Origin of the sequence: Citrobacter sp. wls718 (assembly GCF_005280945.1) — a bacterium.
In the GTDB taxonomy this organism is placed as follows: domain Bacteria; phylum Pseudomonadota; class Gammaproteobacteria; order Enterobacterales; family Enterobacteriaceae; genus Citrobacter; species Citrobacter gillenii.
In genome coordinates, this window is the sequence record NZ_SZWV01000084.1 from 1 (window position 1) to 24,608 (window position 24,608).

At 50.2% G+C, this 24,608-nt stretch carries 22 protein-coding genes and 1 pseudogene; 13 read left to right on the forward strand and 10 right to left on the reverse strand.

Features of this window, described 5'->3' with window-relative positions:
- Positions 1–119: 119 nt before the first annotated feature.
- Positions 120–623: a molybdopterin-guanine dinucleotide biosynthesis protein MobB gene (mobB, locus tag FDW95_RS16710; RefSeq protein WP_096758894.1), complete on the reverse strand. Its 504-nt coding sequence runs from the start codon at positions 621–623 to the stop codon at positions 120–122.
- On the reverse strand, positions 620–1,204 hold the full coding sequence (gene mobA, locus FDW95_RS16715) for a molybdenum cofactor guanylyltransferase MobA (protein ID WP_115259826.1): 585 nt from the start codon (positions 1,202–1,204) through the stop codon (positions 620–622). The genes mobB and mobA overlap by 4 nt, the downstream gene beginning before the upstream one ends.
- Before the next feature lie 69 nt (positions 1,205–1,273).
- Here mobA and FDW95_RS16720 point away from each other — a divergent pair, with 69 nt between their 5' ends.
- From FDW95_RS16720 to dsbA, 3 genes are all read left to right on the forward strand, one after another.
- Positions 1,274–1,543, forward strand: coding sequence for a YihD family protein (locus tag FDW95_RS16720; RefSeq protein WP_042325406.1), 270 nt, complete (start codon positions 1,274–1,276; stop codon positions 1,541–1,543).
- Between the two features lie 76 nt (positions 1,544–1,619).
- Positions 1,620–2,606, forward strand: coding sequence for a serine/threonine protein kinase (locus FDW95_RS16725; protein WP_115259825.1), 987 nt, complete (start codon positions 1,620–1,622; stop codon positions 2,604–2,606).
- 16 nt (positions 2,607–2,622) lie between these two features.
- On the forward strand, positions 2,623–3,246 hold the full coding sequence (gene dsbA / locus FDW95_RS16730) for a thiol:disulfide interchange protein DsbA (RefSeq protein WP_096758891.1): 624 nt from the start codon (positions 2,623–2,625) through the stop codon (positions 3,244–3,246).
- A gap of 13 nt (positions 3,247–3,259) precedes the next feature.
- On the opposite strand, the gene FDW95_RS16735 is transcribed toward dsbA, so the two are convergent.
- Positions 3,260–4,195, reverse strand: coding sequence for an acyltransferase (locus tag FDW95_RS16735; RefSeq protein ID WP_115259824.1), 936 nt, complete (start codon positions 4,193–4,195; stop codon positions 3,260–3,262).
- A 363-nt stretch (positions 4,196–4,558) separates the two neighbouring features.
- On the opposite strand from FDW95_RS16735, the gene polA reads away from it, so the two are divergent.
- On the forward strand, positions 4,559–7,345 hold the full coding sequence (gene polA, locus FDW95_RS16740; RefSeq protein ID WP_115259823.1) for a DNA polymerase I: 2,787 nt from the start codon (positions 4,559–4,561) through the stop codon (positions 7,343–7,345).
- Positions 7,346–7,678: 333 nt separating this feature from the next.
- Here the strand turns inward: polA and yihA are convergent, their stop codons facing one another.
- Complete coding sequence (gene yihA, locus FDW95_RS16745; RefSeq protein ID WP_096759489.1) at positions 7,679–8,311, reverse strand: ribosome biogenesis GTP-binding protein YihA/YsxC; 633 nt, start codon at positions 8,309–8,311, stop codon at positions 7,679–7,681.
- 227 nt (positions 8,312–8,538) lie between these two features.
- On the opposite strand from yihA, the pseudogene FDW95_RS16750 reads away from it, so the two are divergent.
- The 3 genes and pseudogenes from FDW95_RS16750 to hemN all read left to right on the forward strand — a co-directional run bounded on the left by FDW95_RS16750 (position 8,539) and on the right by hemN (position 10,951).
- Positions 8,539–8,763 (forward strand): annotated as a pseudogene (locus tag FDW95_RS16750) (hypothetical protein).
- 110 nt (positions 8,764–8,873) lie between these two features.
- Positions 8,874–9,389: a Der GTPase-activating protein YihI gene (gene yihI / locus FDW95_RS16755; protein ID WP_096758888.1), complete on the forward strand. Its 516-nt coding sequence runs from the start codon at positions 8,874–8,876 to the stop codon at positions 9,387–9,389.
- 188 nt (positions 9,390–9,577) lie between these two features.
- Complete coding sequence (gene hemN, locus FDW95_RS16760) at positions 9,578–10,951, forward strand: oxygen-independent coproporphyrinogen III oxidase (RefSeq protein WP_115259822.1); 1,374 nt, start codon at positions 9,578–9,580, stop codon at positions 10,949–10,951.
- Positions 10,952–11,038: 87 nt separating this feature from the next.
- On the opposite strand, the gene FDW95_RS16765 is transcribed toward hemN, so the two are convergent.
- The 4 genes from FDW95_RS16765 to glnA all read right to left on the reverse strand — a co-directional run bounded on the left by FDW95_RS16765 (position 11,039) and on the right by glnA (position 15,335).
- Entirely contained in the window at positions 11,039–11,149 is a 111-nt protein-coding gene (locus tag FDW95_RS16765) for a YshB family small membrane protein (RefSeq protein ID WP_096758886.1), read from the reverse strand.
- A gap of 111 nt (positions 11,150–11,260) precedes the next feature.
- The gene (gene glnG, locus FDW95_RS16770) at positions 11,261–12,670 is read right to left on the reverse strand and encodes a nitrogen regulation protein NR(I) (protein ID WP_115260010.1); all 1,410 of its coding nucleotides are present in this window, start codon (positions 12,668–12,670) and stop codon (positions 11,261–11,263) included.
- An 11-nt stretch (positions 12,671–12,681) separates the two neighbouring features.
- Positions 12,682–13,731: a nitrogen regulation protein NR(II) gene (glnL, locus tag FDW95_RS16775; protein WP_115259821.1), complete on the reverse strand. Its 1,050-nt coding sequence runs from the start codon at positions 13,729–13,731 to the stop codon at positions 12,682–12,684.
- 194 nt (positions 13,732–13,925) lie between these two features.
- Positions 13,926–15,335, reverse strand: coding sequence for a glutamate--ammonia ligase (gene glnA / locus FDW95_RS16780; RefSeq protein WP_096758883.1), 1,410 nt, complete (start codon positions 15,333–15,335; stop codon positions 13,926–13,928).
- Between the two features lie 379 nt (positions 15,336–15,714).
- On the opposite strand from glnA, the gene typA reads away from it, so the two are divergent.
- The 4 genes from typA to FDW95_RS16800 all read left to right on the forward strand — a co-directional run bounded on the left by typA (position 15,715) and on the right by FDW95_RS16800 (position 20,843).
- Positions 15,715–17,538 (forward strand): ribosome-dependent GTPase TypA, encoded by a 1,824-nt coding sequence (typA, locus tag FDW95_RS16785; protein ID WP_115259820.1) that lies wholly within the window; start codon positions 15,715–15,717, stop codon positions 17,536–17,538.
- Positions 17,539–17,775: 237 nt separating this feature from the next.
- Positions 17,776–18,486: a GntR family transcriptional regulator gene (locus FDW95_RS16790; protein ID WP_096758881.1), complete on the forward strand. Its 711-nt coding sequence runs from the start codon at positions 17,776–17,778 to the stop codon at positions 18,484–18,486.
- Positions 18,487–18,494: 8 nt separating this feature from the next.
- Positions 18,495–19,478, forward strand: a complete 984-nt coding sequence (locus FDW95_RS16795; RefSeq protein ID WP_115259819.1) for a TIM barrel protein — start codon at positions 18,495–18,497, stop codon at positions 19,476–19,478.
- 99 nt (positions 19,479–19,577) lie between these two features.
- Complete coding sequence (locus FDW95_RS16800; RefSeq protein ID WP_096758879.1) at positions 19,578–20,843, forward strand: MFS transporter; 1,266 nt, start codon at positions 19,578–19,580, stop codon at positions 20,841–20,843.
- Positions 20,844–20,907: 64 nt separating this feature from the next.
- On the opposite strand, the gene FDW95_RS16805 is transcribed toward FDW95_RS16800, so the two are convergent.
- Positions 20,908–21,696 (reverse strand): DeoR/GlpR family DNA-binding transcription regulator, encoded by a 789-nt coding sequence (locus FDW95_RS16805; RefSeq protein ID WP_115259818.1) that lies wholly within the window; start codon positions 21,694–21,696, stop codon positions 20,908–20,910.
- Positions 21,697–21,735: 39 nt separating this feature from the next.
- Positions 21,736–22,632, reverse strand: a complete 897-nt coding sequence (locus FDW95_RS16810; RefSeq protein ID WP_115259817.1) for a sugar kinase — start codon at positions 22,630–22,632, stop codon at positions 21,736–21,738.
- A 172-nt stretch (positions 22,633–22,804) separates the two neighbouring features.
- Here FDW95_RS16810 and yihU point away from each other — a divergent pair, with 172 nt between their 5' ends.
- Positions 22,805–23,695 carry a sulfolactaldehyde 3-reductase gene (gene yihU, locus FDW95_RS16815; RefSeq protein WP_115259816.1) on the forward strand — a complete coding sequence of 297 codons (891 nt, stop codon included), beginning with the start codon at positions 22,805–22,807 and terminating at the stop codon, positions 23,693–23,695.
- A gap of 25 nt (positions 23,696–23,720) precedes the next feature.
- A complete protein-coding gene (locus FDW95_RS16820; protein ID WP_115259815.1) occupies positions 23,721–24,608 on the forward strand; it encodes an aldolase in 888 nt (295 codons plus the stop codon).

Consider the following 24,608-nt stretch of genomic DNA (forward strand, 5'->3'; position numbering starts at 1 on the left):
CCATCCTGACGGATGGGCTTTTTTTCGTCTTTGTTTTTGGGAAGTGCTTGCTCGCTGCCGGAATGGTAGGCCTGATAAGCGCAAAGTCATCAGGCACAATTTTGCAGATTACCGGTTGGTTAACGTCCCAGCCACTGTGTAACAAACCCTGCAATTTGTTGTACGTCGTTGATATCTAAAAGTGGGACATCCACTTCGAGTGGAACATCACTGGCAACCGCAACAACATACTCATCAATCGTCAATTCTTGTGCACTATGCCCGCAATTTTCACGAAAAAGTAGGATCTTGGCGACAGGTTCGTGTTTAAAACCCTCAACCAGTACCAAATCCAGTGTTGTAGCATCCATTCGGCTCACCAGATAGGCTAAATCTAACTCAGGTTCTGCCGGCGTTTCCGTCATTAACGCCCAGCGTTGTTGGCTGGCAACCAGTGTTTGCGCTGCGCCAGCTTTACGTAACTCATAGCTATCCTTGCCGGGTTTATCGACGTCCATGTTGTGGTGGGTATGCTTAATTAATCCTGGACGAATGCCTTTGGCGCACAGTTCCGGGATCAGTTTTTTGAGCAGTGTGGTTTTTCCTGTGCCGCTCCATGCGGCAATACCGAGCAATGGGATCATGATTTATCCTGCCATCTGGCCAATTCTTCAGGTGTGTTCACATTCACAAACGCATCTTTATGATCGCTAAAATCGATGGCGTGTCCGCCGGCCTGGCGCATAAAGACCATCACCCGTCGTTCACCTGCCTGAAGATACTCCTGCAGTAACGGCTGCATTGCTCTGTGCATCAGTGCAATTGTCGGGTGATCCCGCTCCCCATCATGTACCCACACCACTGGCGCATTTTGGCGCTGTTCTGCCAGTCTTGCGACCAGGTTGTGGGGAATATAGGGCATATCGCAGGGGCAGAATAAAAACCAGTCACCTGCCAGTTGTAAAAATACCGACAGCATTCCGGCCAGCGGGCCAGGGAAATCAGGTAATGAATCAGGGATAACTTTCAGACCACTTTGCTGATAAATATCCTGATGGCGATTGGCATTAACCACGACGGTCTCGACCTGTAAGGCGAGCGCATCGGCGACGTGCCGCCATAAAGGTTTGCCGTCTAGCTCAAGCAGTCCTTTATCTGCCCCCTCCATCCGCCTGGCCTTACCGCCCGCCAGGACAACCCCTGTAATTGCACTATCCAGAATCACTGATATCGCCTCTTTTAATGTGGGATTGACCCTGCTAACGTATCTGTATTAAGCGTAAGGAGCACAACCATGAAATGTAAACGTCTGAATGAAGTTATTGAACTCCTCCAGCCAGCCTGGCAGAAAGAACCCGATCTTAACCTGATGCAATTTTTACAGAAACTGGCGAAAGAGTCAGGTTTTGACGGAGAACTGGCGGATTTAACTGATGACATTCTGATCTATCACCTGAAAATGCGTGACTCAGCGAAGGATGCGGTGATCCCAGGTATTCAGAAAGATTATGAAGAAGACTTTAAAACCGCATTGCTGCGCGCTCGTGGCGTAATTAAAGAGTAAAAGCTTGTAATCGCCGCCACCGAAAGTGCTGCGAAATGATATCCTGAATCATTCGTAGTAATTTCCGGATGATGGGATGAATAACAACGCTTTTACTTTCCAAACGCTACACCCGGATACCATCATGGATGCGCTGTTTGAGCAGGGGATCCGGGTGGATTCCGGGCTTACCCCGCTCAACAGCTATGAAAACCGTGTCTACCAATTCCAGGACGAAGACCGTCGACGCTTTGTCGTAAAGTTTTACCGCCCTGAGCGTTGGTCCGTCGATCAAATACAGGAAGAACATCAGTTTGCACTGGAACTGGTGCGTGATGACGTGCCGGTTGCGGCGCCGATGGTGTTTGATGGCCTGACGTTACTGGGGCATCAAGGGTTCCACTATGCGATATTCCCCAGCGTAGGAGGTCGGCAGTTTGAAGCCGACAATATCGATCAAATGGAGTCGGTTGGCCGCTATCTCGGGCGTCTGCATCAAACCGGGCGAAAACAGCCCTTTGCTTTTCGACCGACCATTGGCCTCGACGAGTATCTGATTGAACCGCGTAAACTTTTCGACAGTGCACCGATTATTCCATCAGGGCAAAAAGCGGCATTTCTGAAAGCAACGGATGCACTTATCACCGTGGTTACCGAAAGCTGGCATACGCGTTTTGATACTCTGCGCCTGCACGGTGACTGTCATGCCGGAAATATTCTGTGGCGCGATGGTCCGATGTTTGTCGATTTAGATGATGCCCGCAATGGCCCGGCCATTCAGGATTTATGGATGCTGCTTAATGGTGATAAAGCCGAGCAGCGCATGCAGCTTGAAACCATTATCGAAGCTTATGAAGAGTTTACTGAGTTCGACGTCGCTGAATTAGGACTCATAGAACCTTTACGCGCCATGCGTTTAGTTTATTATCTAGCCTGGCTGATTCGACGTTGGGATGATCCTGCGTTTCCAAAAAACTTCCCGTGGTTAACCGGAGAAGATTACTGGCACCGTCAGACGGCGACCTTTATTGAGCAGGCAAAAATTCTGCAACAACCCCCCTTACAATTAACGCCAATGTATTAATCGGAGAGACATGGACATGAAAAAAATATGGCTGGCGCTGGCTGGTATGGTTTTAGCTTTTAGCGCATCGGCAGCGCAGTTCCAGGATGGTAAGCAGTACATCACACTGGAAAAGCCTATTGCGGGTGAACCGCAGGTGTTGGAGTTCTTCTCCTTCTACTGCCCGCATTGCTACCAGTTTGAAGAAGTGCTTCACGTGTCTGATAACGTGAAGAAAAAACTGCCTGAAGGCACCAAGATGACCAAATACCACGTTGAGTTTTTGGGACCTCTGGGCAAAGATCTGACTCAGGCGTGGGCGGTTGCGCTGGCGCTGGGCGTAGAAGATAAGGTCACAGTACCGTTGTTTGAAGCGGTGCAGAAAACTCAGACCGTCCAGTCTACCGCTGATATCCGTAAAGTATTTGTTGATGCGGGTATTAAAGGTGAAGATTATGATGCGGCATGGAACAGCTTCGTGGTGAAATCACTGGTCGCGCAGCAGGAAAAAGCGGCTGCCGATCTGCAACTGCAGGGGGTTCCGGCGATGTTTGTGAATGGCAAATATCAGGTGAATCCGCAAGGCATGGATACCAGCAGCATGGATATCTTTGTACAGCAGTATGCCGATACCGTGAAATATCTGGTAGGCCAGAAGTAAACGAAAAAGCCGGTCAGAGACCGGCTTTTTTAGTTGAGGCTTTAATCGCATCTATTTGCGCATCTTTCTCGGCCCAGAGCGTATTCAGCCACAGCTGGAACCGACGCTTAAACCCTTTATCGTTGACGTAATCACCGTGTAATTCCTCTTTCACCGGCTCCAGATTCACTCGTACTACAATGCGCGTTAACTTACCGCTCAGCATGTCGTAGAAAGGATGGCTGCTGTTTTGCGGATAACACAGCGTGACGTTCAGCAACTTATCGAATTGCGATCCTAAGACATTCAGCGCCATCGCAATACCGGCAGCCTTAGGTGGCAGCAGGTTTTTATAGGGAGATCGGGTCTGCTGGCATTTCTCGTGGGTGAACCGTGAGCCTTCGACAAAATTCACGATCGTTGTTGGATGCACACGAAACTTCTCACAAGAAAGACGTGTTGTTTCCACATCTTTACCACGTCGTTCAGGGTGACGGAGCAAATAACCGCGCGAATAGCGTTTCATAAATGGCATATCCAGCGCCCAACATGCCAGACCAATAAAAGGCACCCAGGCTAACTGCTGCTTAAGAAAGTATTTATTCATCGGGATATGCTTACGAAACAAAACGCAAAGCACAACGATGTCGGCCCAGCTGTAGTGATTACAGATGAGCAGATACCAATTCTTCTTGCTCAGACCTTCCAGCCCCTCAACATCCCACTTCAGTCGTGGATTAAGGTGTAGCAATAGCGCCAGACCTTCACACCAGCAGTACATCATGAAATTACAAAAGAGGGATACCTTGCGCCAGACGAAAGGAATAGGCAAAAGCAGTTTTACAACTCCGGCCAGGATGATTGGCACGGAACATAAAATCGTGACCAATATGGTCAATGCGATACTCAGCAGCAGCGTTATCGCGGCGAGTATTCTCGCCATAATTAAATTATTCAAAAGGTTAGCCATAAATAGTGCGCTAAAAGGGCGCAAGGGGCTAATTTTATCAGAAAACGAACCAAATGATGGATCTTCGCTGAATAGAAAAAAAGGGAATATCTATCCACATCCAGCTATAAGCTGAAAAGATGATATAAAATTCTGCGTCATGAAATAACATAATGAAAAATATGCAGAATTATTATGATTCATAAATTATCTTGCTGTATTTAAAGGGCTGAAAATTATTTATTCACAAACTTATCCACAGCTCACATTGCGAACAACGCAGAAGATCTACAAAAGTTTTTCGACAAATGCGGCGAAAAACTCATGTTTTCATCCTGTCTGTGGCATCCTTTACCCATAATCTGATAAACAGGCATGGACATTATGGTTCAGATCCCAGAAAACCCACTTATCCTTGTAGATGGCTCATCTTACCTGTATCGCGCATACCATGCGTTCCCACCGCTGACCAACAGCGCAGGAGAGCCTACGGGCGCGATGTACGGTGTCCTCAACATGCTGCGTAGCTTGATTTTGCAATATAAGCCGACGCATGCGGCGGTGGTATTCGACGCCAAGGGTAAAACCTTCCGTGATGAATTATTCGAGCACTACAAATCGCATCGTCCGCCGATGCCAGACGATCTACGCGCGCAGATTGAACCGCTGCACGCGATGGTAAAAGCCATGGGGTTACCCTTGCTGGCTGTTTCAGGCGTGGAAGCGGACGACGTTATCGGTACGCTGGCGCGTGAAGCAGAGCAAATTGGCCGTCCGGTACTGATCAGTACCGGTGATAAAGACATGGCTCAGCTGGTGACGCCGAATATCACCCTCATCAACACCATGACCAATACGATCCTCGGCCCGGATGAGGTGGTAAATAAGTATGGCGTGCCGCCGGAACTGATTATCGACTTCCTGGCGCTGATGGGCGACTCTTCTGATAACATTCCTGGCGTGCCGGGCGTGGGGGAAAAGACGGCTCAGGCGTTACTCCAGGGGCTGGGTGGGCTGGACACGCTCTATGCTGAATCAGAAAAAATAGCGGGCCTGACGTTTCGTGGCGCAAAAACCATGGCTGGCAAGCTCGAGCAGAATAAAGAGGTGGCTTACCTCTCTTATAAGCTGGCAACCATCAAAACGGATGTCGAGCTGGAATTAACCTGCGAGCAGCTGGAAGTACGACAACCTGCAGCGGACGAGCTGTTAAATCTGTTCAAACAATATGAGTTCAAACGTTGGGTCACCGACGTTGAAGCCGGGAAATGGCTGCAGGCAAAAGGCACAAAACCTGCGGCAAAACCACAGGAAACCATCGTTATTGATGAAACGCCTGAGGAGCCCGCCACGGTTCTCTCATACGATAACTATGTGACGATTCTGGACGAGACGACGCTGGAAGCGTGGATTGCGAAGCTGGAAAAAGCGCCGGTCTTTGCTTTTGATACCGAAACCGACAGCCTGGACAATATCTCCGCGAATCTGGTGGGGCTCTCTTTCGCTATTGAACCGGGTGTGGCTGCGTATGTTCCTGTCGCGCATGACTACCTGGATGCCCCTGACCAAATTTCCCGTGATCGGGCGCTGACGCTGCTGAAGCCGCTACTGGAAGACGAAAAAGCGCATAAAGTTGGGCAAAACCTGAAGTATGACCGTGGCATCCTGGCGAACTACGGTATCGAGCTGCGCGGTATCGTCTTTGATACCATGCTCGAATCCTACATTCTTAACAGCGTTGCCGGGCGACACGATATGGACAGCCTGTCTGACCGCTGGCTGAAACATAAAACGATCACCTTCGAAGAGATCGCCGGGAAAGGTAAAAACCAACTGACCTTTAACCAGATTGCGCTGGAAGAAGCTGGTCGTTATGCCGCGGAGGACGCCGACGTCACGCTACAGCTGCATCTGAAAATGTGGCCAGAGCTGCAAAAACATAAAGGACCGCTAAACGTCTTCGAGAATATCGATATGCCGTTGGTCCCGGTCTTGTCCCGCATCGAGCGCAACGGTGTAAAAATCGACCCTGCCGTGTTGCACAAGCATTCAGCAGAGCTGACGCTGCGTTTGAACGAGCTGGAGCAAAAAGCGCACGAGATTGCTGGGGAAGCCTTTAACCTCTCTTCCACTAAACAGCTGCAAACCATTCTGTTTGAAAAGCAGGGCATCAAGCCGCTGAAGAAAACGCCGGGCGGCGCGCCGTCAACGTCAGAAGAGGTGCTGGAAGAGTTAGCGCTGGATTATCCGCTGCCGAAGGTGATTCTGGAATATCGCGGGCTGGCAAAATTGAAGTCTACTTATACAGATAAACTTCCGCTGATGATCAACCCTAAAACTGGCCGTGTGCATACCTCTTATCATCAGGCAGTTACGGCGACCGGGCGTTTGTCTTCTACCGATCCTAACCTGCAAAATATTCCGGTGCGTAATGAGGAAGGACGCCGTATTCGCCAGGCATTTATTGCACCAGAAGATTATGTCATTGTCTCGGCGGACTACTCGCAGATTGAGCTACGCATTATGGCGCACCTCTCGCGTGATAAGGGGCTGCTTACCGCCTTTGCCGAAGGAAAGGACATTCACCGCGCCACGGCTGCAGAGGTCTTTGGCTTACCTCTTGATTCCGTGACCAGTGAACAGCGCCGCAGCGCGAAGGCCATCAACTTTGGTCTGATCTACGGCATGAGCGCCTTTGGTCTTGCACGCCAGCTCAATATTCCACGCAAAGAAGCGCAGAAGTACATGGATCTCTATTTCGAACGCTACCCGGGCGTACTGGAATATATGGAACGCACGCGTGCGCAGGCAAAAGAGCAAGGGTACGTTGAAACGCTGGAAGGACGTCGCCTCTATTTACCGGATATCAAATCCAGTAATGGTGCGCGTCGTGCAGGTGCGGAACGTGCGGCGATTAACGCCCCGATGCAAGGCACCGCTGCGGACATTATTAAGCGCGCTATGATTGCCGTAGACGGCTGGCTGCAAACCGAACAGCCTCGCGTACGTATGATCATGCAGGTACATGATGAACTGGTGTTTGAAGTGCACAAAGATGATCTCGATAGCGTCTCGAAAAAAATCCATCAGCTGATGGAGAACGGAACGCGAATTGATGTGCCGTTGCTGGTGGAAGTCGGAAGCGGTGAAAACTGGGATCAAGCGCACTAAGGGTTTGCTGAATAACGCGCTCTTTTCGTAACTAAGCAACATAAGTTAGCGCTTTTTGTGATGACCATTAAAATTTCCTATGCCGGGAGTGAAAAAAAATTACAAAAAGTGCTTTCTGCGCTGCTCAAAAAAGAGTAAAGTTATTCTCGTAGGGTACAGAGGTAAGATGTTCTATCTTTCAGACCTTTTACTTCACGTAATCGGATTTGGCTGAATATTTTAGCCGCCCCAGTCAGTAATGACTGGGGCGTTTTTTATTGTGCGAAAGAAAGGTTTCGCACATGCTGTAGGCCGGATAAGACGCGCAGCGGCGCCATCCGGCATATCGGTAGGTTATTCCCCGTCCTGCATCTCTTCAATAGGCGCCAGTTCGCTAAACCAGGTATCCAGTTTCTGACGCAGTTTATCCACACCCAGCTTTTTCAGCGATGAGAATGCTTCTACCTGTACATCGCCATTAAACGCTAGCACTGCTTCACGCACCATATTCAACTGTGCTTTGCGTGCGCCGCTGGCCAGTTTGTCCGCTTTGGTCAGTAATACCAGCACCTGGACGTTGCTCTCTACGGCCCACAAAATCATCTGCTGATCGAGATCTTTCAGTGGATGGCGAATATCCATCAGTACGACTAAACCTTGCAGGCTTTGACGTTTCTCCAGATATTCTGCCAGCGCGCGCTGCCATTTGCGCTTCATCTCTTCCGGAACTTCTGCATACCCGTACCCCGGCAAGTCAACCAGACGTTTACCGTCAACCACTTCAAACAAGTTGATGAGCTGAGTACGGCCCGGCGTTTTAGATGTACGTGCCAGACCCTTTTGATTTGTCAGGGTATTTAGTGCGCTGGATTTACCTGCGTTGGAACGGCCAGCAAAAGCCACTTCAATTCCTGTATCGGAAGGTAAATGGCGAATATCAGGCGCACTCATCACAAAATGCGTCTGTTGATAATTCAAGTTAGTCAACGTGGTCGTCTCCATCAATCAAGGCTTTGCAGCGATTATACCTGAACACCAGCAAAAGGCGGATTTTTCGACGCGCGGGTTATGTAAGTTAAAAGCGCGGGCTTTGTGAGACATTGCCGATAGTATTTATGCGAGATGAGAGAGTGCATAACAATATAAATTAAATAAATCATATAATTACCATTAAGAAATATTCTGAAAAACTGAAACTGTTAAGTCGGTTACTTGTGCGTGTTACCCAAAAGAGTAAAGTAGCGTCCATAGCAAGGGAGCTAACAGGATAAACGACTCAGGATGAGGGTCAGGAGCGCCAGGAGGCGAAGACGCAGGATTGTCAGGAAGACAAACGTCCGGAGACGTTAGTAAAAGGAAATGGAAACAACACGGAATGTTTCTGGCTAAGGGAAAAACAGGGTGTGTTGATAGCCGACAGGGATTGTAGGGCCCGTTAAGGGTTGAGAGTCAGGAAAAAAGGCGACAGATTACTCTGTCGCCTTTTTTCTTTATTTCTGCTAGATTCCGGCGCAATTATATACTGAATAAAAACAGCCAAAGACGAATCATGATGAAAACAACTTCTACACCTCGCGGGAAAGGTCCTGCAAAGGCGCGTCGTAAGACACGCGAAGAAATTAACCTGGAAGCTCGCGATCGTAAGCGTCAGAAAAAACACCGTGGTCTTGCGGCGGGCAGCCGTGCGACCGGCAGCGACGGTGCATCAGGTGGCGGAAACCAAAACAAACACAAAGATCCTCGTATTGGCAGTAAAACTCCCATTGCATTGGGTGTGACTGAAAAAGTCACCAAACAGCACAAACCGAAGAGTGAGAAACCTATGCTTTCACCACAGGCTGAGTTGGATTTACTGGAAACGGATGAGCGCCTGGATGCGCTGCTGGAACGTCTTGAAGCGGGAGAGATCCTGAGTGCTGAAGATCAGTCCTGGGTGGATGCCAAGCTGGATCGCATCGATGAGCTGATGCAGAAACTGGGGCTCTCTTACGATGATGACGAAGAAATTGACGAAGAAGAAGAAAAGCAGGAAGACATGATGCGCCTGCTGAAGGGCGGTAACTAACGGTTTTGTACCGTGGGTCTTCCCGTCCTGCTTATAACCCTTCCGGTTATATGTTATCTGGTGTGGTTATTCGTTAAACTACAGCGATTGTCGCGGCGCCAAAAGTGGCTGCGCAACCGGCTTATCACTCGCAGTGGGGGTAAGCCGGTACGCCGTACCCGCCAGAAACGCCATCGGAAGGAGTGAGCATGTCTGAGCAGTTAATCGACTGGGACCTGGCCCTGATCCAGAAATATAACTATTCCGGGCCACGATACACCTCGTATCCGACCGCGCTGGAGTTTTCTGCAGACTACGGTGCTGAAGCATTTCTGCAAGCCGTAGCGCGTTACCCTGAACGTCCACTCTCTTTGTACGTCCATATCCCGTTCTGCCATAAATTGTGCTATTTCTGCGGCTGCAACAAAATTGTGACCCGCCAGCAGCATAAGGCCGATCAATATCTGGACGTTTTAGAACAAGAGATTATTCATCGCGCGCCGCTGTTTGCTGGCCGTCATGTTAGCCAGTTGCATTGGGGCGGCGGTACGCCAACCTATCTGAATAAAACGCAGATTAGCCGCTTAATGACGCTGCTGCGTGATAACTTCGATTTTAACGCGGATGCAGAAATCTCGATCGAAGTTGATCCGCGTGAAATCGAACTCGATGTGCTCGATCATTTACGTGCTGAAGGCTTTAACCGCCTGAGCATGGGGGTGCAGGACTTCAATAAAGAAGTTCAGCGCCTGGTAAACCGTGAGCAGGACGAGGAGTTTATCTTTGCACTGATTAATCGTGCGCGTGAGATTGGCTTTACCTCGACCAACATTGACCTCATCTATGGTCTGCCAAAACAGACGCCGGAAAGCTTTGCCTTTACCCTGAAGCGGGTGGCTGAGCTCAATCCCGACCGCCTGAGTGTCTTTAACTATGCGCACCTGCCAACGTTGTTTGCCGCGCAGCGTAAAATCAAAGATGCTGACCTGCCCAGCCCACAACAGAAGTTGGATATTTTGCAGGAGACCATCTCCTCGCTGACCGAAACAGGTTATCAGTTCATTGGGATGGATCACTTTGCCCGCCCGGATGACGAGCTGGCGATTGCCCAGCGCGAGGGTGTTCTGCACCGTAATTTCCAGGGTTATACCACCCAGGGCGATACCGACCTGCTGGGCATGGGCGTTTCCGCCATCAGTATGATTGGCGACAACTACGCGCAGAACCAAAAAGAGCTGAAGCACTATTATCAGCAGGTGGATGAGCAGGGAAATGCGCTGTGGCGCGGTATTGCACTGACCCAAGATGACTGTATTCGCCGGGATGTGATTAAACTACTGATCTGCAACTTCCGCCTCGACTACGCCGTCGTAGAACAGCAATGGGATCTGAACTTTGCTGACTATTTTGCTGAAGACCTGAAGCTGTTGGCTCCGCTGGCGAAAGATGGGCTGGTGGATGTGAATGAGAAGGGGATTCAGGTGACGCCAAAAGGTCGTCTGCTGATCCGCAATATTTGCATGTGCTTTGATGCGTACCTGCGCCAGAAAGCACGGATGCAGCAGTTCTCGCGGGTCATCTAATGACGTTGCCCGGTGGCACTTCGCTTACCGGGCCTACGACATCTCAATATGTAGGTCGGGTAAGCGAAGCGCCACCCGACAAACCCGCTAGCTAAACAGCCCAACCAGCGCCGCACACAGCACCGCGGCAACCGCAGTTTGCGGCGTATGGCTTTCAACCGAGCCGCTCGACAGCAGATTAATAATTGATTCCAGCATGATGACTTCCCCCGTTTTCCGGGCACGATCATACTTAACTCATCGGAACAGTAAAGCGCAAAATAGCAGCGCTTTGCGCTCAATTATCAATCTTTACACAGCGAAAATCCCTTACTCCATGCCAAGCTCTTTTAACTTACGTGTCAGGGTATTACGCCCCCATCCGAGTAAGCGCGCCGCTTCCTGTTTATGGCCCTGAGTATGGCGCAGCGCGGTGGTTAACAGCGTGCGTTCCATTTCAGGCTGCGCTTCAGAGAGTAAGTTTTGATGACCGGAGCGTAGTGCCCGGTCAGCCCATTGTGCCAGCAGTGTTGCCCAGCTGTCAGGCTGCATATGTGAGGGCGCGTCCGGAACGCTTGCTTCAAATAGCTCAGCCGGCAGGTCCTGAATCAGCACTTCCTGCCCGGCGGCCATCACGGTTAACCAGCGGCAAGTGTTCTCTAGTTGACGAACGTTACCCGGCCAGGCCAGACGCGTCAGTGCGGCCTCGGTTTCAGGGTGTAACTGCTTGGCTTCCACACCCAGCTCGTGAGCGGCTTCCTGCAGGAAATGACGCGCCAGGCGAGGGATGTCTTCCCGTCGCTCGCGCAGCGGTGGTAAATGAACGCGAATGACGTTCAGTCGGTGGAACAAGTCCTCGCGGAACTTGCCTTCCTGTACCCGCAGTTCCAGATTCTGGTGCGTAGCCGCGATAATGCGCACGTCCACCTTCACCGGCGCATAGCCGCCGACGCGGTAAAACTGTCCGTCGGCTAATACACGCAGCAATCGCGTTTGCACGTCCAGCGGCATATCGCCAATCTCATCGAGAAACAGCGTGCCGCCATCCGCCTGCTCGAAGCGTCCCTGACGAATGGTATTGGCGCCGGTAAAGGCGCCTTTTTCGTGGCCAAACAGTTCAGATTCGATTAAATCCTTCGGAATTGCCGCCATGTTAAGGGCGATAAATGGCGATTTGGCACGCGGGCTGTGACGGTGGAGAGCATGAGCGACCAACTCTTTACCGGTCCCGGACTCACCGTTGATCAAGACGCTAATTGAAGAGCGGGAAAGCCGGCCAATTATGCGAAAGACATCCTGCATTGCTGGGGCTTCACCAATGATATCGGTGGTGGGGCCGTTGATCTGAACATTACGCGGCTGCTGCTGTTCCTGATAATGGCTTATGGCGCGTTCAACCAGCGCCACAGCTTCGTCAATATCAAACGGCTTGGGCAGGTAATCGAACGCCCCTTGCTGGTAGGCGCTGACGGCGGCGTCCAGATCGGAGTGCGCGGTCATGATGATGACCGGAAGCATCGGATGACGCTGTTTAATTTGTTTTAACAGCGTCAGGCCGTCCATCCCCGGCATGCGGATATCCGACAACAGCACGTCCGGCGTTTTACTGGCGAGCGCGTCCAGTACCTCTTTACCGCTTTCAAATGTGGTGCAGTTGAGTCCTGCCCCTGCGAGCGCACGTTCAAGCACCCAACGGATGGAACTATCGTCATCAACGACCCAGACTATTCCTCGTTGCATAAACGTCACCTCTATTTCCTGATAGGCAGGTAAACCGAGAACTCGGTATGACCCGGCCAACTGGTAAATTCAATTTTGCCGGAATGTTGATCAATCAAATTACGGGCGATAGATAATCCCAGCCCGGTTCCCCCCTCGCGACCGCTGACCATTGGGTAGAACAGCGTATCCTGTAAATGTGGAGGAATACCCGGACCGTTGTCCTCAACGTCAATACGCGCCGCCAGGCGGTAACGCATGCCGTGCAATGTGAGCTGAAACGCGGTGCGGGTACGCAGAATAATCTCGCCACCTTCCGGTCCTAGCGCTTGTAACGCATTACGCACGATATTCAGCAGAACCTGTTCTATCTGGTCAGGATCGTGCAGTATTTCTGGCAGACTCGGGTCGTAATCGCGGATCAACGTGACGTTCTCCGGGAGTTCCATCGACACCAGTGCCACAACGCGTTCTGCCACCTTGTGAATACTTTCCGTGATGTGCATACCGGGTTGCTGCGGCCCCAGCAGGCGGTCGACCAGGTTACGCAGGCGGTCTGCCTGCTCAATAATGACTTGGGTATATTCCTTGAGGGCTGGATCCGGTAGCGCTTTACTGAGCAGTTGTGCTGCACCGCGTAATCCACCCAACGGGTTTTTAATTTCATGCGCCAGACCACGTACCAGATCGCGGGCGGCTATTTGCTGGGCATGCTGGAGCTGCTCCTGACTCAGACGGCGCTGGTTATCCATGGGCGCCATCTCCAGCAGAATAAGGCCATCAGGCAGCCTCTGGGCGGTCACAGAGAGGATATGCGAGTGGCTATCTATCACCAGCGTCACTTCGTTGTCCGTAAAGCCCTGACCCGCTTCCAGGCTCTCTCGCATCAGCCCGATGTTTAATGAGAAATAACTCAGCAGTTCAGAAAGCGGCGTGCCAAACAGTTTGCGGGAACTTTGGGCAAGCAGCTGCTGTGCCGCGGGGTTGGCGTAATGCACCGCCAGCTCATCGTCGACAAGTAAAATGCTGTTAATTAACGAATTGAGGATCTGCCCAGCATCGGGCAGCGTGCCGGTTGCCATTCAGCAGTCTCCTGAAAAAGGTTGCACCAATTTAGTGCATTATAGCTTTCACGTAGAAAAAGCGCGAAGGATCAGTTCGTTGGCGGAGAAAAAAGCCCATCGTGTGATGGGCTGAAAGTTTCCACGGCAACTCAATTCCAGGTTATCGCGCCAGCGCGTGACGCGACCTTATCTGGAAAGTACAACTCAAACGATTAAACGCTGTAGTACAACTCAAACTCTACCGGGTGCGGGGTCATGCGCACGCGGTCATCTTCTTCGCGACGCAGCGTAATGTACGCATCGATCGCTTCATTGGTGAACACGCCGCCTGCAGTCAGGAACTCGCGGTCCAGATCCAGTTCGTTCAGTGCTTCTTCCAGAGAGCCAGCAACCTGTGGGATCTCTTTTGCTTCTTCCGGTGGCAGGTCGTACAGGTTTTTGTCCATTGCTTCGCCCGGGTGGATCTTGTTCTTGATACCATCAAGACCAGCCATCAGCAGTGCTGCAAAGCACAGGTACGGGTTAGCCGCCGGGTCCGGGAAGCGTACTTCAATACGGCGTGCTTTCGGAGAGGCAACGACTGGGATACGGATAGAGGCAGAACGGTTACGGGCAGAGTACGCCAGCATAACCGGTGCTTCGTAACCCGGGACCAGACGCTTGTAGGAGTTGGTGGTCGGGTTCGCCAGGGCGTTGATCGCTTTAGCGTGTTTGATTACACCACCGATGTAGAACAGCGCCTGCTCGGACAGACCTGCATACTTGTCACCGGAGAACAGGTTTACGCCGTTCTTGGACAGAGACATGTGGCAGTGCATGCCGGAACCGTTATCACCGAACATTGGTTTTGGCATAAAGGTTGCCGTTTTACCGAAACGGTGCGCGACGTTGTGAACGACGTATTTGTAGATCTGAATTTCGTCCGCTTTTTTGGTCATAGTGTTAAAGCGGGTAGCGATTTCGTTCTGGCCCGCAGTCGCCACTTCGTGGTGATGCGCTTCAACGACAAGGCCCATCTCTTCCATGACCAGACACATGGTAGAACGGATGTCCTGGGAAGAATCGACCGGAGGAACCGGGAAGTAACCGCCTTTCACGCCAGGGCGATGACCTTTGTTACCACCTTCATATTTGGTGGAGGAGTTCCATGCGCCTTCGATATCATCGATAGCGACGTGGGAACCGGAAATAGAGCTGCCGAAACGGATGTCGTCGAACAGGAAGAATTCTGGCTCTGGCCCGAACAGCACGGTGTCTGCGATGCCGGTAGCACGCAGATATTCTTCAGCGCGTTTTGCGATGGAGCGCGGGTCGCGGTCATAGCCCTGAAGCGTACCCGGTTCCAGGATATCGCAACGGATGATCAGAGTAGACTCTTCAAAGAACGGGTCAATGAGTGCAGTAGAAGCATCTGGCATCAGAACCATGTCTGATTCGTTAATGCCTTTCCAGCCACCGATTGAGGAGCCGTCAAACATTTTGCCTTCTTCAAAGAATTCGGCATTTACCTGATGAGCAGGAATCGTGACGTGCTGTTCTTTACCTTTAGTGTCAGTGAAGCGCAAATCAACAAACTTCACTTCGTGTTCGTTCAGCATCGTCAAAACGTGTTCAGCGGACATACTTACTCTCCCGGATTGGTCATTGTCGTCGTGGTAACGAGGTCTTCAATTCTGCAAAAATTGGCCGTGTCGCCGTAAAAAATATAAAGCGAAATCTGTGCCAACTTTTAAATTGCCCCCAAAAGGCGTTATCATGCGCATCATCGTGCAAAGGGGTTGCACCATGAAGGTTGTATTGCACCATTATAGTGCCTCTTTGTGAACATTAAGCACTATAATGGTGCAATTGACATGAGATTACCCCTTTTAACGCTCCGTGAATGTGATCACAAAGAAACTCTGCAATACTTGTTTGCGGAGGATGTTTGTGATCCTGTTTTGTACTGCGATTAATCCGTGTACAATAACGCGCTATTTCTAAAATGCCTGAGGCAAAGTTGTGATCGAAAATTTGCGTAACATCGCCATCATCGCGCACGTAGACCATGGTAAAACCACCCTGGTAGACAAGCTGCTCCAACAATCCGGTACATTCGACTCTCGTGCCGAAACCCAAGAGCGCGTGATGGACTCCAACGATTTGGAGAAAGAGCGTGGGATTACCATCCTCGCTAAAAACACCGCTATCAAGTGGAATGACTACCGTATCAACATCGTTGATACCCCGGGACACGCCGACTTCGGTGGTGAAGTTGAACGTGTAATGTCCATGGTAGACTCCGTGCTGCTGGTGGTTGATGCAATGGACGGTCCGATGCCGCAGACGCGCTTCGTGACTAAAAAAGCCTTTGCTCATGGCCTGAAGCCAATTGTTGTTATCAACAAAGTTGACCGTCCTGGCGCGCGTCCTGACTGGGTTGTTGACCAGGTATTCGACCTGTTCGTTAACCTCGACGCGACCGACGAACAGCTGGACTTCCCGATCGTTTACGCTTCAGCGCTGAACGGTATCGCAGGTCTGGATCACGAAGATATGGCGGAAGACATGACCCCGCTGTATCAGACCATCGTTGACCGTGTACCGGCTCCGAACGTTGACCTTGATGGCCCGCTGCAGATGCAAATCTCTCAGCTGGACTACAACAACTACGTGGGTGTTATCGGCATCGGTCGCATCAAGCGCGGTAAAGTTAAACCGAACCAGCAGATCACTATCATTGATAGCGAAGGCAAAACTCGCAACGGTAAAGTCGGTAAAGTTCTGACCCATCTGGGTCTTGAGCGTATCGAGAGCGACGTTGCAGAAGCGGGCGACATCATCGCGATCACTGGTCTGGGCGAACTGAACATCTCCGACACCATCTGCGATCCACAGAATGTTGAAGCGCTGCCGGCGCTGTCTGTTGATGAGCCGACCGTGACCATGTTCTTCAACGTAAACACCTCTCCGTTCTGCGGTAAAGAAGGTAAGTACGTTACTTCTCGTCAGATCCTTGACCGCCTGAAAAAAGAACTGGTACACAACGTTGCACTGCGTGTTGAAGAGACTCCGGATGCAGACGCATTCCGCGTGTCTGGCCGTGGTGAACTGCACCTGTCCGTTCTGATTGAAAACATGCGTCGTGAAGGTTTCGAGATGGCGGTTTCCCGTCCGAAAGTTATCTTCCGCGAAATCGATGGCCGTAAACAAGAGCCATTCGAAAACGTAACGCTGGACGTCGAAGAGCAGCACCAGGGTTCTGTTATGCAGGCACTGGGCGAGCGTAAAGGCGACCTGAAAAACATGAATCCAGATGGTAAAGGCCGCGTACGTCTCGACTACGTGATCCCAAGCCGTGGTCTGATCGGCTTCCGTTCAGAATTCATGACCATGACCTCCGGTACCGGTCTGCTGTACTCCACCTTCAGCCATTACGACGATGTTCGTCCGGGCGAAGTGGGCCAGCGTCAGAACGGCGTGCTGATCTCTAATGGTCAGGGTAAAGCTGTTGCGTTTGCACTGTACAGCCTGCAGGACCGCGGTAAGCTGTTCCTGGGTCACGGCGCAGAAGTTTATGAAGGCCAGATCATCGGTATTCACAGTCGTTCTAACGACCTGACTGTAAACTGCCTGACCGGTAAGAAACTGACCAACATGCGTGCTTCTGGTACTGATGAAGCCACCACCCTGGTTCCAGCTCAGAAAATGACTCTGGAACAGGCTCTGGAATTCATCGATGACGACGAACTGGTAGAAGTAACACCAACGTCTATCCGTATTCGTAAACGTCACCTGACTGAAAACGATCGTAAACGTGCGATGCGTGGTCCGAAAGAAGACTAATTAACGCGCTTTAATGACAAGACCCTGCCTTAAGAGGTGGGGTTTTTTTTGCCCGCAATCCCGGGTCCCCGGCGGGATTACGTTGATTCCCTGCCTCAAGAAATACTCTCCCCTCAAGATGTCTGGCTTAAGAGAGCTTGGTCACAAATTTTTCTAAAGCTCAACGCGGGTGTTTGCTTTCTTTTTCATCGTCAGCGTATGATTAAACCATCTGGTTTAAACCAAGCGAATTAAACAATGACGAGTAATCAGTCGACCGTTGAGAATGCGAAAGAGAAGTTAGATCGTTGGTTAAAAGATGGGATCACCACTCCGGGCGGAAAACTGCCCTCGGAAAGGGAGTTGGGAGAGTTGCTGGGGATCAAGCGCATGACGTTACGTCAGGCGCTATTAAACCTGGAGTCTGAATCCAAAATCTTTCGTAAGGATCGCAAAGGGTGGTTCGTTACCCAGGCACGCTTTAACTACAGCCCGGAATTGTCAGCAAGCTTTCAGCGCGCCGCGCTTGAGCAGGGTAGAGAGCCTTCCTGGGGATTTATCGAGAAAAGCCGGGTTTCTCAGTACCCGGACGTTGCCGCGCCGCTGGTGTCAGCAACACCGTCTGATGAACTGTATCGGATAACGGGCTGGGGAGCGCTGGAAGGGCATAAAGTTTTCTATCATGAAACGTTTATCAACCCGAAGGTCGCTCCGGGATTTATTGAGCAGCTTGAAAGTCAGTCATTTTCTTCGGTATGGGAAAATGAATATAAAAAAGAAACGGTAATCAAAAAACTGGCTTTTAAACCTGTCAGAATGGCCGGCGACATTAGCAAGTTTATTGGCGGTTCGACTGGAATGCCCGCCATTCTTATTGAAAAACACCGGGCTGACAGCGATGGCAATATCGTACAAATAGATATTGAGTATTGGCGATTTGAAGCAGTTGATCTCTTCATTAACTTGTAGGTACGTTTATGGTCACTAAAGACAATGCACATAAAATTCTGGCGCGGGTAGATAATCTTCCTCTTTATCTTCACGCTTATGCTTATCATTTGAATATGCGCGTTGAACGCATATTACCGAATGATTTATTAGATATCGCCAGTGAAAATAATCTGCGTGGGGTGAAAATCCACGTCCTTGATGGTGAAAGCTATTCTCTTGAAAATATGAATGATGAAGCACTGTCAGCATTTGGCGACAAAGCGCGTCAGCTACAGCTTGATCTGCATATCGAGACCAGTTCTTCTGATAAAAAAGCTATTGACCAGGCTGTCGCTATCGCATTAAAAACAGGCGCCTCTTCGGTGAGGTTTTACCCGCGCTACGAAGGTAATCTTCAAGAGGTGCTTGCAATCATTACGCAGGATATCAAATATTTGCGCGATTGCTATCAGGATAGCGGACTGACCTTTACCTTAGAGCAGCATGAGGATTTAAAGAGTCATGAATTGGTATCGTTAGTTCAGAACAGTGATATGGAGTCGCTCTCTTTACTGTTTGATTTTGCTAATATGATCAATGCCAATGAGCATCCGTTGACGGCGTTAGACACAATGTCTCCGCATATTACCCAGGTGCATATTAAAGATGCATTAATTGTAAATGAGAATGCGGGACTGGGCCATAAAGCCTGTACTTCGGGTCAAGGGGATATGCCGTTTAAAGATCTGCTGACCAAACTTATTTGCTTAGGTGATGAGAAGCCGCAGGTAACGGCTTACGGGCTGGAAGAAGAAGTGGATTATTACGCCCCGGCATTTCGTTTCGACAATGAAGGAGATAACCCCTGGATCCCATGGCGCCAGATGAGCGAAACACCGCTACCGGAGCCAGAACTTCTCGAAGAACGTTTGATTAAAGAAAAAAATGATGCCATCCAACAAATACAATTTGTGCGTAGCGTGCTACAACAAATTAAAAATGAGGCGCATCACATTCTAACTCATTATTAATATCTAACGCCTTTATTTAGAATTCATAGTCCATTCCTGATGAATGGGCGTATTTTTATATTTAAAACAAATGATTAAATAAATCATTTAGGGGATGCTATGCTCACAAAAAAGAAATGGGCGCTTTTTAGCCTGTTAACGCTGTGTGGCGGTACAATTTACAAATTACCCTCACTGAAAGATGCGTTCTATATTCCGATGCAGGAATACTTCCATTTGACTAACGGTCAGATTGGTAACGCGATGTCAGTGAACTCATTTGTAACTACCATAGGTTTTTTCTTATCTATTTATTTTGCAGACAAACTTCCACGTAAATACACTATGTCTCTTTCCCTTATTGCCACGGGGCTGCTGGGGGTTTATTTGACCACCATGCCTGGCTATTGGGGGATCCTCTTTGTCTGGGCGTTATTTGGTGTTACCTGCGACATGATGAACTGGCCGGTGTTATTAAAATCCGTTAGCCGACTCGGCAACAGCGAACAACAAGGGCGTCTGTTCGGCTTTTTTGAAACGGGCCGCGGTATTGTGGATACGGTTGTCGCATTTTCTGCACTGGCCGTCTTTGCCTGGTTTGGCAGTGGTCTGTTGGGGTTCAAGGCCGGTATCTGGTTCTACTCTGCAATTGTCATTATGGTCGGGATCATCATCTTCTTTGTTCTGAACGATAAAGAGGAAATCCCCGCCGCAAAAATCCATGATGCTGAAGATGCGCCGAAAAATCCAAGCATGTCGTCAGTTCTGAAAGATAAGACTATTTGGTTAATCGCGTTTAACGTCTTCTTTGTTTATGCCGTGTATTGTGGGTTGACGTTCTTTATCCCATTCCTGAAAAACATTTATATGCTGCCCGTCGCGCTGGTGGGGGCTTATGGGATTATTAACCAATATTGCCTGAAAATGGTTGGTGGCCCGATTGGTGGACTGATCTCAGATAAAATCCTGAAATCACCGAGTAAATATTTATGCTACACATTTATGCTCAGCACAGTGGCACTGTTGCTGCTGATCGTTCTGCCGCATGAAAGTATGCCCGTTTATTTAGGTATGGTGTGTACGCTGGGCTTCGGCGCCATCGTATTTACTCAGCGCGCTGTATTCTTTGCCCCGATTGGTGAGGCCAAAATCGCAGAGAATCAAACGGGTGCGGCAATGGCGCTGGGTAGCTTTATCGGTTATGCCCCGGCGATGTTCTGCTTCAGTATGTACGGATATATTCTGGATTTGAACCCAGGGCTCATCGGCTACAAAATTGTGTTTGGTATTATGGCCTGCTTCGCTTTCTGTGGGGCGATTGCATCTGTTCTGCTGGTTAAGCGAATCAGTGAAAGAAAGAAAATGCTGCAAGCGGAACAGGCGTGATGCGCGTTTACGTCAGGTAGTATGAAAAAGCCGCTGATTGTCAGCGGCTTTTTTATCAATACGATCAGGATGCTTCCTGATCGGCAATGACCAATTCAATGTTCTCTACATCAAGCAATTGCTTGAAAGCATTGGGCGGCGGGGCATCGGTAAAAAATGCCCTGATTTTACGCATATTACCGATGGACACCGCGGCCGATGCGGTAAATTTGGTGTGATCGGCAACCAGTAGTGTATTACGCGTATGCTTGATCATTGTCTTGGCGACAAGTGCCTCGTTAACATCAAATTCTAGCAGTGTACCGTCTTCTTCAATGGCGCCAATACTGGTGATCAAATAGTCAGCCCGGAACCCTTCAATAAAGTTCACCGCCCCTGGTCCAACGATTCCGCCATTATGTGCGCGTAGTGTTCCACCAGGTACCATGACTTCAATATCTTGATTCTTATACAGGATCTGCGCGACGCGAAGACTGTTTGTGATAATGCGTAAGTCCCGACGATTTAACAAAGCGCGGGCGACGGCTTCCACCGTTGTACCGATGGTAATAAAAACAGTACACCGTTCCGGGAGATAATCGGCAACCGCCTCCGCTATCGCTTCTTTTTCCTGGGTAAGTGACAACTCTCGCTGCTCGAAGGCGGTATTCATGACGCTGGATACGCGTCCGGCCCCCCCATGATGGCGGGTGATCAGACCTTGCTCACTAAGCTTACGAATATCCCTGCGCACCGTTTGCGTGGAAACGTCCAGCAATTGCGCCAGTTCTTCGATATTCATATAGCCGCGTTCTGTAATGTAATGAACAAGTTGATCGTGTCGCGGATTACCGGTGACTTCAATGATGCTCATGAATACTCCTGGACTTCTTCCCCGTAAATACTGGCTATTTTACGCATAAAGTGACAAAAATGATTCGGTTTGCGCACGATTAGGAATTCCGGCACGCCCACCTGGCTGTGTACATTTCATCGCGGCCACTGCGCTTGCGAAGCGAATCGCTTTCTCGGTTGGCATTTTCTCCGCCAGGGCAACTGCCATGGCACCATGGAAAACGTCACCGGCCCCAGTTGTATCGACCACATTGACAGAAAATGCGCCCTGTTGACACAAATCTCCTTCGTCAATCCATTGTGATCCCTCACCACCCAACGTAACGTAGACTTTACCATCAGTTTGTTCGGCGGCTAGTTTCAGAGCCTGCTCTGCATCATCCAGGCCGATCATCCGCTTAAGCCCTGGAGTCGAAAAAACCGCATGATCGGCAAGCGCCACTAATGGCGTAATGTCCTGAGGTGTCATATCGGCATCCAGCAGCGTCATGACACCGGCGGCACGTGCCAGTTGGAAGGATTTGAATGTTCCTTCATGCCAGCGTACATCGGCCAAAACCATGTCATAGCGAGTAAAATCAATCGACTCCAGCCACTGTGCATCCGTATCCAGGTCAGGGCTCGGGTAGTTGACGATGATTCGCTCCCCGTGCTGATCGACCAGAATGGCAGACTGCGATGAACGCGCGTTGGGATATTGACGGCAGAATTCAGTATTCACTCCCCAACTGCGAAGTTCATTCAGTAATGTGTTACCACAGCTATCGTCACCCACGCGGCCGATAAAATCGACGTCGATACCGAGTCGGGCAATTGCCACTGCCGCCGTTGCCGCTGGGCCACCCCCTGTCTCCATATACTGATTTGACTGATATTTCCCCCCGCCATCAGGCAGGCTGTTCAGAGAGTAGATTCGGTCCTGAACGGTGATTCCAACGCATGCAATTTTGGTCATATTTGTTTTGTCCTGTGTGATCTTGTCTTCTTTTGTTCATTTTAATGACATAAATGATCAAATTAGTGACGCGTGTCTTGTTTTTAGTCATAAATTACAAATATGCTCAAAAACAGACGAAAATGAGTTTTTAATTGTAATTATTTTGTCAACCTGAGACAGGAGACCGTTCATGACAACCGTTGCATTTTTGGGATTGGGCCAGATGGGTAGCCCAATGGCTAACAACCTGTTGCAACACGGATATGTATTACGCGTGTTTGACGTAAACCCGAAGGCCGTTACGGAGTTAGTACAAAAAGGTGCGATTGCCGCCCAAACTCCCGCAGAAGCCGCAAAAGACGCCGAATTTATTATCACCATGCTGCCAAATGGCGACATCGTTCGGCAAGTGCTGCTGGGCAAAGATGGTGTGAGCGAAACCCTGTCCCCTGATGCGCTGGTGATTGATATGTCCACCATTCATCCATTGCAAACTGATGCCTTGCTCAATGAGATGCAAGAAAAGGGTATCAGCATGATGGATGCGCCAGTGGGTAGGACCTCCGTTAATGCCATTGATGGAACTCTGCTGATTCTCGCAGGGGGGACACCTGAGCAAGTTGAGCGTGCGCGTCCTGTTTTGATGTGTATGGGCAATGAATTAGTGGAAGCCGGTGGTCCTGGAATGGGGATCCGCGTGAAGCTCATCAACAACTACATGAGTATTGCGCTGAATGCCTTATCTGCGGAGGCCGCTGTGCTTTGTGAGTCCCTGGGGCTAAGCCTGGATGTGGCCATTAAGGTCATGAGCGGTACTGCCGCAGGCAAGGGACACTTTACGACAACCTGGCCAGGAAAAGTGCTGAAGGGCGATTTGTCCCCGGCCTTTATGGTGGACCTGGCGTTGAAAGACCTGCGCATCGCCGTTGATGTCGCGAATCAGACCGGTGCCCCGCTCAATATGGGAGTGGCGGCAGAAACGTATTACACCCGTGCTAGTGAAAACGGCCGAGGTCGCCAGGACTGGAGCGCGTTGTTATCTCAGGTTCGTCAGTTGGCTGGCCGACCAGATTCTCTTTAAATTTTAAATGTTCACAGGAGTTACTATGTCTTCCCACAATACCCCCTACACGCTGAAAGATATTTCTCGCCCAGGCGGTGGATTTGCCATGCTAGCCGTCGATCAGCGTGAGGCGATGCGCCTGATGTTCGTGGCTTCTGGGCATCCAAAACCGGTTGCTGACAGCGTATTAACGGACTTTAAAGTCGCAGCAACCCAGATTCTTTCACCTTATGCTTCCGCTGTGCTTGCGGATAAACAATTTTGCCTCGACCAGATTGTGGCACAAGGTGCGGTTGCTGAATCTTGTGGTCTGATTGTGGCGGCTGATCATTTTGTCCCAGGCAACGGCATCCCGGTTGATAGTGTGGAAATCGATAGGGCAATTGACCCGCATAAAGCCCGTGAGATGGGTGCAAAAGCAATGAAGCTGCTGGTCCTTTGGCGTGAAGATGAACCAGCAGAAGCACGTCTGGCTATGGTGGAGGAGTTTGTCCAACGTTGTCGTAGCGCCGGGTTGGTGAGCATCATCGAGCCGGTTGTTCGTCCTCCTCGCCGTGGTTGGGAGTTTGATCGTGAAAGTGCCATCCTCGCTGCTGCTGCTGAACTTGGCGGTACTGATGCCGATCTCTATAAAGTCGAAATGCCATTAGGTGGTAAGGGTGATGAACAGACCCTGCTTACCGCATGTCAAAAGCTTCATGAACACATGAAAATGCCATGGGTCATTCTTTCCTCTGGGGTTGATGCCGATATCTTTGGCCGTGCTGTCCGCATCGCCATGAAAGGTGGTGCTTCCGGGTTCCTGGCTGGCCGTGCTGTGTGGGCGTCGGTCGTGGGGGCTCAGGATCCGCAAACGATGCTGCGTGATGTGTCTGTTCCGCGTCTACAACGCCTCGCTGAAATTGTTGATGAAGGTATTTCTCAGCGTTAA